The following is a 10,195-nucleotide window of genomic DNA, read 5'->3' on the forward strand; positions in this document are numbered from 1 at the left end:
GCGGCCCGCTGGTAGGCGGGCCGCCCCTTCGGCGTACTGGCTGGGGTTTTCGGTGGGCCTCAGCCCTCGACGGCCCGGCGGCGCGCCACCTCGGCGAGGGTGACCGCCGCGGCCACGCTGGCGTTGAGCGACTCCACCTCGGAGATCATCGGGATGCTGACGGTCAGGTCGCAGGTCTGCCCGACCAGCCGGGACAACCCCCGACCCTCCGAGCCGACCACGACGACCAGCGGGCCGACCGCGGCCTCCAGGTCGTACAGGTCCGTCTCGCCGTCGGCGTCCAGGCCGACCACCACGAAGCCGGCGTCCCGGCACGCCTTCAGCGACCGGGTCAGGTTGGTGACCTGGGCAACCGGCACCCGGGCCGCCGCACCCGCGCTGGTCCGCCAGGCGGTCGCGGTGATCCCGGCCGCCCGCCGCTCCGGTACGAAGACGCCCTGCGCGCCGAACGCCGCGGCCGAACGGATCACCGCGCCGAGGTTGCGCGGGTCGGTGACGCCGTCCAGCGCCACCAACAGCGGGGCCGACTGCTCCAGCGCGGCGGCGACCAGGTCCTCGAACGGCTCGTACGCGAACGGCGGCACCTGGAGGCCGACCCCCTGGTGCAGCACGCCCCCGGTCATCCGGTCCAGCTCGGCCCGGCTGATCTCCAGGTTGGCGATGCCCCGGTCGGCCGCGGTACGGACGATCTCCTTCACCCGGTCGTCCATGTCGATGCCCTGCGCGGTGTAGAGCGCGGTCGCCGGCACGTGGGCGCGCAGCGCCTCCAGCACCGGGTTACGGCCGACCAGCAGTTCCGGCGCGTCCTTCGCGGGGTTGGACCTGCGCCCCGGGGCGACCCGGGGTCCGCCGCGGCCGGCGGGCTCCTTGCCCCGGGCGGGCTTCGGGGTGGCCGTGCCCCGGCCGCCACCCTTGCCCCAGGTGGTGTCCTTGGTGCCCGGCTTGCCGATCTTCGGGCTCCGCCCCTCCTCGGCCGCCGTGCGACGCTCCTTCTCCTGCTTCCAGGCGGTGCGCTGGGGCAGCTTCTCGGTGCCCGAGTACGCCTTGTGCCAGGGCCGCTCGTCGGCCGGCAGGGTACGCCCGCGCCCGGCGAGGGCATCCCGGTTCTTGCCGCCGGACCCCTTCGGGGCGCTTGCCTTCGACGTCACCCGTCGGCCACGGCGTTGCGAATTGCCGGCCATCAGTCATGCTCTCCAATAGTCCAACGCGGGCCCTGGGGGGTGTCCTCGACCACCACGCCGGCCCGCTTGAGCTGGTCCCGCAGCGCGTCGGCGGCGGCCCAGTCCTTGCGGACCCGGGCCTGCGCGCGCTGTTCCAGGGCCAGGGCGACCAGGGAGTCCACCACGCCACGGAGGTCACTCGCCCGGGCTCCACCGGTCCACGCCGGGTCGAGGGGGTCAGTGCCGAGGATATCCAGCATCACGCGTACGCTGCCGAGCGTCGTGCGGACGGTCACATCATCCCCGCCGGCCAGCGCGTTGTTGCCCTCGCGCAGCACCTCGTGCAGCACGGCCAGCGCGACCGAGGTGTTCAGGTCGTCGTCCATCGCCGCAGCGAACGCGGCCGGCAGCTCGCCGAGCTGGCCGGTGCCGACCCGCTCGACGGCCCGTTGCACGAAACCCTCGATCCGCCGGTACGCGACGGCCGCCTCGCGCAGCGCCTCCTCGGAGTAGTCGATCCGCGAACGGTAGTGCGCGGCGACGTAGTAGTAGCGCAGCTCGACCGGGCGCACCCCGAGCGCGGCGACGTAGTCCAGGTCGAGGGTGTTGCCCAGCGACTTGCCCATCTTGGTCCCGCCGATGCCGAGCAGGCCGTGGTGCACCCAGTAGCGGGCGAAGGACAGGTCGGCGGACTGGGACTGGGCCAGTTCGTTCTCGTGGTGCGGAAAGATCAGGTCGAGCCCGCCGCCGTGGATGTCGAACTCCGCGCCCAGGTAGCGCCGGCACATCGCCGAGCACTCGATGTGCCAGCCGGGACGGCCCCGGCCCCACGGCGACGGCCAGTAGGCGTCCGCCGGCTCGTCCGGTTTGGCGCCCTTCCAGAGCGCGAAGTCACGCGGGTCGCGCTTGCCGCGCTCCGGGGCGCAGTCGGCGGACTGCATGTCCTCCGGCGACTGGTTGGACAGCGCCCCGTACGCCGGCCACGACCGCACGTCGAAGTACACGTCGCCGGAGCCGTCGGCGGCCGGGTACGCGTGCCCGCGGTCGATCAACTGCGCGATCAGTTCGTGCATCTCCGGAATGTGCCCGGTGGCCCGCGGCTCGTAGGTCGGCGGCAGCACGTTCAACGCCCGGTACGCCCCGGCGAGCTTCAGCTCGTTGGCGTACGCGATCGACCAGAACGGCCGCTCCTGCTCCTGCGCCTTGACGAGGATCTTGTCGTCGATGTCGGTCAGGTTGCGGATGAAGGTGACCTGGTAGCCGGCGGCCAGCAACCAGCGACGCAACACGTCGTAGTTGACTCCGGACCGGAGATGACCGATGTGCGGCGGTGCCTGGAGGGTGAGACCACACAGGTAGACCCCCACCTTGCCGGCTTCCCGCGGAACGAAGTCCCGCACCGATCGGGTGGCGGTGTCATACAGGCGTAGCGTCACCGTACAAGGGTAGCCGTCCGTCGTTTTCCCGGTCCGCCGGAGCCGGGTCGTACGCTGCTGTTCGTGAATTCCCCAGCAGCACCCGGCACCGACCCGCCGCGGCCTGTCGTGCCCGGTGGCGAGACGGCGCAGACCTTGGACCGGGGCCTGCGACTGCTGCACCTGGTCGCCGACGCGCCCGGCGGGCTGACCGTCACCGAGGCGGCGAACCGGTTGGGCATCGGTCGGGCCGCGGTCTACCGGCTGGTCGGGCCGCTGGCCGGGCACGGCATGCTACGCCGCGACGCTGCCGGCCGGCTACGCCTCGGTGCCGGGGTGCTGCACCTGGCGCGGCGGGCCCAGCCGCTGCTCGCCGAGGGAGCCCTGCCCGCGCTGCGCCGGCTCGCCGAGCAGGCCGGGGCGACCGCCCACTTGACCGTGGTGGAGGGGGGTGAGGGGGTCGCGCTGGCGGTGGTCGAGCCGAGCTGGACGTCGTTCCACGTGGCTTACCGGACCGGGGCCCGACACCCGCTGGAGCGCGGCGCGGCCGGGCAGGCCATTCTCGCCGGCCGGTCCGGCGCCGCCGGCCCGGTGAGCACCGCCGGCGAACTGCAACCGGGGGCGTACGGCGTGGCCGCCCCGGTGCTCGGGGTGCCCGGTCTGGAGGCGAGCGTCGGGGTGGTCGCCCTGGCGCCGCTGGACGCCGAGGCGGTCAGTGCGCAGGTGCTCGCCGCCGCCACCGCCATCGCCGACGCGCTGCGCTGAGCCGGGCGTCGCCTACCACAGTTCGCGCCAGCGTCGGGCGTTGTCCACAGGCGGACGTGGCCGGGTGGGCCATGGTTGTCCACAGGGGTCGCCGGGGTGGCGGCGCGGGCCGCAGGCTGCTGTCATGGCAGCTCACCCACATCTACCGGACGCCTTGGCGTGGCAGGTCTTTCGCGGTTCGGACGCCGTACGCCAGGGCCTGCTCACCCCTTATCAGCTCCGCAGTTCCGCCTGGGTGCGGCTGCGGCACGACATCTACGCCGACGCCCGGCTCGACCGGGACCACGCCCTGGCCTGCCGCGCGGCGGCCCTGCAACTGCCGGCCGGGGCGGCCGTCGCCGGCCCGTCGGCGGCCTACCTGCACGGCGTCGAGCACGCCGCCGACTTCGACCAGGCCGTCCACGTCCTGGTGCCGGCCCCGGCCGGGCTGCGCAGCCAGCGCGGCCTACAGGTGCACACGGTGGCCCCGGAGTCGCTGGCCCGGTTGACGGTCAAGGGCACCCCGCCGCACACCGACGCCGCCCGTGCGGCCTGGGAGAGCGCCGTGTGGCTGGAGCCGGTCCGCTCGGTCTGCATCGTCGACGCGCTGCTCGGTCGGGGGCTGACGACCCGGGCCGCGCTGGCCGAGGTGGCCGCCGCGAACGACGACCGTCCCGGCGGGCGCCGGGCGCGCTGGGTGTTCGACCTGGCCGACCCGGCCGCCCAGTCACCCACCGAGTCACAGCTGCGGGTTCGGCTGGTGCTGGCCGGGCTGCCCCGCCCGGTCACGCATCACCCGGTGCGCCTGCCTGGCGGCCCGGTGCTGCATCCCGGCCTCGCCTGGCCGGAGCACCACGTCGCGGTGGAGTTCGACGGCCAGCGGCTCTACCCGCTGGCCGGCGCGGGCTGGCGGGTGCTGCACGTGAGCAGTCGCCGCCTGCACCAGGATTTCCCGACGGTCGTCCGCGAAATCCGCACCGCGCTCTTCGACGGTGGTCGACGCCGGTGACGGGGCAGAACGGGGGACGGCCCGACCGGGTAACTCCCGATCGGGCCGTCTGTTCGCCCTTCACGGGCGGATGTTGTGCGTGGTCACCGCCGCAGCGGGGCGGTGACCGCCGCGTACGCGTCGATGATGCCGTGCCCGTAGAAACCGTTGAAGTCGACCGAGCCGGCGCAGTAGGCGTCGAATTCGGCCGGCCGCCCCTCGTTGGTGTAGGTCTGCAGCCGCGGCTCGGGGCAGGCCCGCTCGGCGGCCGTCCGGAGCAGGTGCTTCTCCACCAGGTCGGGCGCGAGACCGAAGCCGCCCCGGCCCTGCGGCTTGCCGTACCGGCTCACGATGAGCGCGGCCACGCCGGAGGCGTGCGGAGCCGCCATCGAGGTGCCCTGGAGGTACGTGAAGTAGCCGCACTCTCCGTTGGCCTTGCACTCCTTGAAGACGAAGGTCTCGGCGCCCGGCACGATGTTGCCGTCCTCGTCCACCGCGCCCTCCTCCTGGAGGACCTTCTTCGGATACGTGGAGAGGATCATGTTGGCGTCGGTGCGGAACGTGTCGGTGCCGAAGCCGTCGCGGAACCAGCCGCCCGGCGCGGCGACCGCGGTCTGCTCGGTGCCGTAGTTGGAGTAGTCGGCCTTCTTGCCGGACGGGCCGACGGAGGAGACGCTGATGACGTGCGGCCCCTCGGTGGGCAGGTCCCAGCAGCTGTTGTTGTCGATCTCCCGTGGGTACGGCGCTACGTCCCCGTAGTTCGGGCTGGAGATGTCGGTACGCGGATCGCCCAGGTCCTCGTGGTTGTTGCCGAGCGCACCGACCAGCGTGACGCCGCGGTTGTGGGCGAAGGTCAGCGCTCGCTTCATGGCCCGGATGGTGGCCCGCTGCGCCGCCTGCGCCTCGGGTGAGTCAGCCGGGTTCGCCGTGCAGTTGTACAGCCACGGGTCGACGTAGAAGGACATGTTGACCACATCCAGGCCCGACTTGCCGGCGTGCAGCAGGGCGCTGACCACCGGGTTGAGGAAGAAGTAGCCGGAGTCCTGGCCACCCTTGAGGTTGACCAGCGAGACCTTCGGGGCGACGCCGGAGAGGCCGAAGCCGTTGGCGGCGGCTCCGATGGTGCCGGCGACGTGCGTACCGTGCCCGCCGTCGTCGGTGCCGACCGGGTCCAGGCAGCTCGCCACCTCGCATGGCCCGTCGATCTCGGGGATGTCGGGCGCGAAGTTGCGCGACAGGGCCCAGTTGAAGTTCGGAGCGATGTCGGGGTGGCTCGCGTCGACACCGGTGTCCAGCACGCCGACGGTCACCCGACGGTCACCCGGCTCGATCTTGCGGGCCTTGTCGGCCCGGATCATCTCCAGGCCCCAGAGCTTGTCGTCGAGCGGGTCCAGCTTCTTGCCCCGCTGCTTGCCGCTGCCCTTGGCGGCGGCCACGGCCAGCAGGTGTTCCTGCTCCACCCGATCCAGCTTGGGCTTGCGGCCGATCGCCTTCTGCTCGGCGGCACCGATCAGCGCCGCGGCGGCGGTCGCCTTGGTCGCGAAGTCGGCCCGGTCGCTGGTCACCTGGTACACGCCGACCTCGTCGGTCCGGGACACCACGGTCCCGCCGGCCGACCGGATCGCGGCGAGGGCCGCGTCGGCAGAGAAGCCGTCCTCCGCGACCACGGTGAAGGTCCGGACGGTCGCCGGCTCGGCGCTGGCCGGCACGCCCATACCCGTCACCGCGAGTGCCAGTGCCGCCGCGGTCGCGACGACACCGACGGTGAAGCGCTTGCTCACCACATCGAATCCTCTCGTTGAGGGACGTGGCGTCATCAGACATCAACGCATGACGTTTCGCCAGGCCGACGCCGGATACGCGGAGGAAGGTCCTCTTCGCCGGAAAGGTCCACCAGGACGGCGAGGCATGCCGCCCAGCGTGTCAGGTGAGGGCCGGCTCCGCCGCCTTCGGCTGCACCGGTTCGGCGAGGGCACGCAGCTCGTCGAGGCGGACCAGCGCCACCCCGGCGACGATCAGCGCCCCGCCGAGCAGCTGCACGACCGTCGGCAGCTCGTTCAGCACCAGCCAGGCGATCAGCACCGCGAACATCACCTCGGTCAGCCCGACGAAGGACGCCATCCGGGCACCAAGGATGCGAGCCGCGGCGATCCCGGCGAGGTACGCGACCACCGCCGCCACCAGCGCGAGGCCGGCGATCGGCACCAGCCAGCTGGTCTGCTGCCCGGCGAACTGCACCGTGCCGAAGCTGGCCCGCAGCGGCAACGCGCCGACCAGACCGAGCAGCAGCAGCGCGACGGCACCGACGGCCATCCCACCGCTGGCCATGACCACCGACGGCAATGCGGAGTCGACCCGGCCGGCGAGCACGAAGTAGCCGGCCAACCCGACCGCCGCGCCCAGCCCCCAGAGCACCCCGACCGGGTCGAGCCGGCCGGCGCCGGTCAGGTCGAGCACGAAGACCAACCCGGCGAGGGCCGCCGCCGAGCCGGCCACGGTCAGCCGGCGGGGGCGCTGCCCCTGGACCAGCCAGGTCCATCCGACGACGAGGATGATGCCGAGGTACTCCAGCAGCAGCGCGACTCCGACCGGCAGGTAGCGCACGGCGTTGAAAAAGCACACCTGGGCGAGCGCGACCCCGAGCAGCCCGAAGACGCCGATCGAGGCGAGGTTGCGGCGCAGCACCGGCCACCGGCCCCGCAGGACGAGCACCGCAGGCAGCGTCAGCACCAGTGCCGCGATGCCGACCCGGGCGATGACGACCGCCTCGGCCGACCAGCCGTCGTTGATCAGCGAACGGGCGAAGGTACCCGAGGTGGCGAAGGTGACCGCGGAGAGCAGGGCCAGAGCGAGACCGGCACCGGCGGCGGAGGGTTGGCGCATCGACTCTCCTTGGCACGATTGCCCGCCATGGGCAAACTAGGACTATGCCGATGACGCTAGAGCGGGGTCACGACAGGAGTCAAGTTGCTTTTCGCCCATGACACTGAATGTTCGCTGATCGCCGCCGCCGCGCTGGTGAACACCGACGGCCGGGACGGCGAAGGGCTGCCCGACGTAGCCGCCCTGGACGCCTTCTACATCGCCCACTCGTACAGCGGGCGGCACGAACACACCGAGACCGAACTGCGTGCGGTACGCGCGCTACGCCCCCGGCTACGCCGGATCTGGTACGCCGACGTCGACGAGATCGTCTCGATCGTCAACGGGCTGCTCCGCGAGCATCGCGCCCTGCCCCAGCTCATCACGCACGACGACGAGCCGTACCACCTGCACGCCGTCCCTCGGGACGCCCCGCTGGCCACCAGGATGGCGGTCGAAGCGGCGATGGCGATCGCGGACGTGGTACGTAATGGCGAACTGCGCCGGCTGCGCACCTGCGACCACCCGGACTGCGACAACGTGCTGGTCGACCTGTCGAAGAACCGCTCCCGCCGGTTCTGCGACGCCGGCTGCGGCAACCGGGCCGCGGTCAGCGCCTACCGCGCCCGCAAGGCCGCCGCCCGCCCGTAACCTGCCACCGGAGGCGCCGCCTCACCCGACCACGCGATGAGAAGGGGCGCAGGTCCCGCGCGATCGTGGACCGAGCGGGACCAAGCCCGCGCCGCGCGGGTGGTACCCCTATGCGTTTCGCCAAGAGCGCACCTCTGCCGGGAAGCCCTCGACCGTCACTGATGGTGTTGGTCTGCCCGCCAACGGCCTTCACCCCGTCGATCCTTTGCTCTGCTTCAACCAACGCAACGGTCACTGCTTGTGCCTATCGCGGCCGCATAGATGGTCATGGTCTGAGACGTTGTCGCTGTTCAGCAACTGGTGCGCAGATTGAAGCAGAGCAAAGGATGCGCGGAGGTGAGGGTGGTGGCTCAGCTGCCGACACACAGGGTTACGGTCACGCACGATCACGGGTCGGGCAGGGAGTTGGGCGGGCGGGAGCGGATCGGGGCGGGGAGACGAAGCATTCGGCCCAGGGTCGAGCGTGATCATGCCCCGGGCATTGCGGGGACAGACGCAACAACCCGCTCTGGGGGCCACCGCCGGAGCGGTGAGCCGGAGCCGACGCGCCGTTCAGGGGTGGGTCATCCGGAGCAGGTCGAGCGCCTCCTCCAGCTGGGTCTCACTGAGCTTGCCGGAGTCGACGTGGCCGCGGGCGATCACCACCTCCTTGATGGAGATCTGCTTGGCCAGCGCCTCCTTGGCGATCGACGCGGCCTCGTCGTAGCCGACGTAACGGTTGAGCGGGGTGACGATCGAGGGCGAGCCCTCGGCGTACGACAGGCAGACCTCGGCGTCCGCGACCAGCCCGGCCACGCAGCGGTCGGCGAGCAGGCGGCTCGACGCGGCGAGCAGGCGGATCGACTCCAGGACGTTGCGCGCCATCACCGGCAGCATCACGTTGAGCTCGAAGTCGCCCTGCGAGCCGGCGAAGGCCACCGTCGCGTCGTTCCCGATCACCTGCGCGCACACCTGCCGGACGGCTTCGCAGACCACCGGGTTGACCTTGCCCGGCATGATCGAGGATCCCGGCTGGAGGTCGGGGATCCGCAGCTCGCGCAGGCCGGCCCGGGGGCCCGAACCCATCCAGCGGATGTCGTTGGCGATCTTGTAGAGCCCGACCGCGACGGTACGCAGCTGACCCGAGGCTTCCACCAGCGCATCCCGCGCGCCCTGCGCCTCGAAGTGGTTGCGCGCCTCGGTCAGCGGCAGCCCGGTCGAGTCGCGCAACTTCTCGATCACCCGGGCGGCGAAGCCGAACGGAGTGTTGATCCCGGTGCCCACCGCCGTCCCGCCGAGCGGCAGCTCGGCCAGCCGGGGCAGCACCGCCTCCAGCCGGTCGATGCCGTACCGGACCTGGGCGGCGTACCCGCCGAACTCCTGCCCGAGAGTCACCGGGGTGGCGTCCATCAGGTGCGTACGCCCGGCCTTGACCACGGTGTCGAACTCCCCGGCCTTCGCCTCCAGCGCGCCGGCCAGCTGGGCCAGCGCCGGGAGCAGATCCCGCGCGACGGCCTCGGTGGCGGCCAGGTGGATCGAGGACGGGAAGACGTCGTTGCTGGACTGCGAGGCGTTGACGTCGTCGTTGGGGTGCACGTCCCGGCCCAGCTCCCGACCGGCCAGAGTGGCGATCACCTCGTTGGTGTTCATGTTGGACGACGTGCCGGAGCCGGTCTGGAACACGTCGACCGGAAACTGGTCGTCATAACCGCCGTCGGCCACGTGCGCGGCGGCGGCGGCGATCGCCGCGGCCACGTTCGGATCGATGACGCCCAGGTCTCCGTTGACCTCGGCCGCCGCGCCCTTGATCTGGGCCAGGGCCCGGATCTGCGCGGGCTCGATGCCCCGGCCCGAGATCGGGAAGTTCTGCACCGCCCGCTGCGTCTGTGCCCGCCACAGCGCCTCGGCAGGCACCTCCACCTCGCCCATCGAGTCGCGTTCGATCCGGTAACCCGTCGTCTCTGCAGTCGTCACGCGTACCATCCTGCCCCGCTCCGCGGCCGGCTGCAGATGATCGCCTGAGCCGGTTCAGGCCAGCTCGGCCAGCGAACGCTCGACCTCGGCTGCGTCGGGCGACTCGATCTGGCGCAGCAGCGACAGCGCCCGTACCCAGTGCGACCTGGCGGCGGTCGGGTCGGTGTCGCGCAGGCAGTGGGCGATGCCGTCCAGCGCGCGGGCCTGCTCGTAGCGGTGGTTGATCCGCGTGGCGTCGAGCAGCACCCGGCCGAACAGATCCTGGGCGCTGCGCACGTCCCCCTGGTCGAGGATGGCGTGGGCCAGCAGATTGCGGGACGCGCACTGGCCGACCAGGTCACCGGCGTCGCTGATCGCGATCAACGCCTCCCGGTGCAGGGCCGCCGCCTCGTCCGGCCGACCGGCCTCGCGCTCCATCACGC

The 10,195-nt window shown here is 72.1% G+C and carries 8 protein-coding genes and 1 pseudogene; 3 read left to right on the top strand and 6 right to left on the bottom strand.

The window, feature by feature from the left end; all coding sequences use genetic code 11:
• Positions 1 to 59: 59 nt before the first annotated feature.
• Positions 60 to 1,181: a 23S rRNA (guanosine(2251)-2'-O)-methyltransferase RlmB gene (gene rlmB, locus AB0M52_RS05085; RefSeq protein ID WP_363949057.1), complete on the bottom strand. Its 1,122-nt coding sequence runs from the start codon at positions 1,179 to 1,181 to the stop codon at positions 60 to 62.
• A complete protein-coding gene (gene cysS, locus AB0M52_RS05090) occupies positions 1,181 to 2,596 on the bottom strand; it encodes a cysteine--tRNA ligase (protein ID WP_363949060.1) in 1,416 nt (471 codons plus the stop codon). The genes rlmB and cysS overlap by 1 nt, the downstream gene beginning before the upstream one ends.
• A gap of 63 nt (positions 2,597 to 2,659) precedes the next feature.
• Here cysS and AB0M52_RS05095 point away from each other — a divergent pair, with 63 nt between their 5' ends.
• Both AB0M52_RS05095 and AB0M52_RS05100 read left to right on the top strand, forming a co-directional pair.
• Positions 2,660 to 3,340 (top strand): helix-turn-helix domain-containing protein, encoded by a 681-nt coding sequence (locus AB0M52_RS05095; protein ID WP_363949063.1) that lies wholly within the window; start codon positions 2,660 to 2,662, stop codon positions 3,338 to 3,340.
• A gap of 124 nt (positions 3,341 to 3,464) precedes the next feature.
• A complete protein-coding gene (locus tag AB0M52_RS05100; RefSeq protein WP_363949066.1) occupies positions 3,465 to 4,328 on the top strand; it encodes a hypothetical protein in 864 nt (287 codons plus the stop codon).
• A gap of 83 nt (positions 4,329 to 4,411) precedes the next feature.
• On the opposite strand, the gene AB0M52_RS05105 is transcribed toward AB0M52_RS05100, so the two are convergent.
• Positions 4,412 to 6,088 (bottom strand): S8 family serine peptidase, encoded by a 1,677-nt coding sequence (locus AB0M52_RS05105; protein WP_363949069.1) that lies wholly within the window; start codon positions 6,086 to 6,088, stop codon positions 4,412 to 4,414.
• 142 nt (positions 6,089 to 6,230) lie between these two features.
• Positions 6,231 to 7,190, bottom strand: a complete 960-nt coding sequence (locus tag AB0M52_RS05110; protein ID WP_363949072.1) for an EamA family transporter — start codon at positions 7,188 to 7,190, stop codon at positions 6,231 to 6,233.
• A gap of 84 nt (positions 7,191 to 7,274) precedes the next feature.
• Here AB0M52_RS05110 and AB0M52_RS05115 point away from each other — a divergent pair, with 84 nt between their 5' ends.
• Positions 7,275 to 7,820 carry a CGNR zinc finger domain-containing protein gene (locus tag AB0M52_RS05115; RefSeq protein ID WP_363949075.1) on the top strand — a complete coding sequence of 182 codons (546 nt, stop codon included), beginning with the start codon at positions 7,275 to 7,277 and terminating at the stop codon, positions 7,818 to 7,820.
• Between the two features lie 552 nt (positions 7,821 to 8,372).
• Here the strand turns inward: AB0M52_RS05115 and AB0M52_RS05120 are convergent.
• Both AB0M52_RS05120 and AB0M52_RS05125 read right to left on the bottom strand, forming a co-directional pair.
• The gene (locus tag AB0M52_RS05120) at positions 8,373 to 9,782 is read right to left on the bottom strand and encodes a class II fumarate hydratase (RefSeq protein WP_363949078.1); all 1,410 of its coding nucleotides are present in this window, start codon (positions 9,780 to 9,782) and stop codon (positions 8,373 to 8,375) included.
• Positions 9,783 to 9,827: 45 nt separating this feature from the next.
• A pseudogene (locus AB0M52_RS05125) lies at positions 9,828 to 10,195 on the bottom strand (transcriptional regulator); the annotation flags it as partial.

This window comes from Micromonospora sp. NPDC051296 (assembly GCF_040682255.1).
GTDB lineage: Bacteria > Actinomycetota > Actinomycetes > Mycobacteriales > Micromonosporaceae > Micromonospora > Micromonospora craterilacus.

Coding starts and splice junctions, on each gene's coding strand:
- rlmB (WP_363949057.1), bottom strand. CDS start 1,181: ATGGCCGGCAATTCGCAACGCCGTGGCCGACGGGTGACGTCGAAGGCA.
- AB0M52_RS05100 (WP_363949066.1), top strand. CDS start 3,465: ATGGCAGCTCACCCACATCTACCGGACGCCTTGGCGTGGCAGGTCTTT.
- AB0M52_RS05110 (WP_363949072.1), bottom strand. CDS start 7,190: ATGCGCCAACCCTCCGCCGCCGGTGCCGGTCTCGCTCTGGCCCTGCTC.
- AB0M52_RS05120 (WP_363949078.1), bottom strand. CDS start 9,782: ATGGTACGCGTGACGACTGCAGAGACGACGGGTTACCGGATCGAACGC.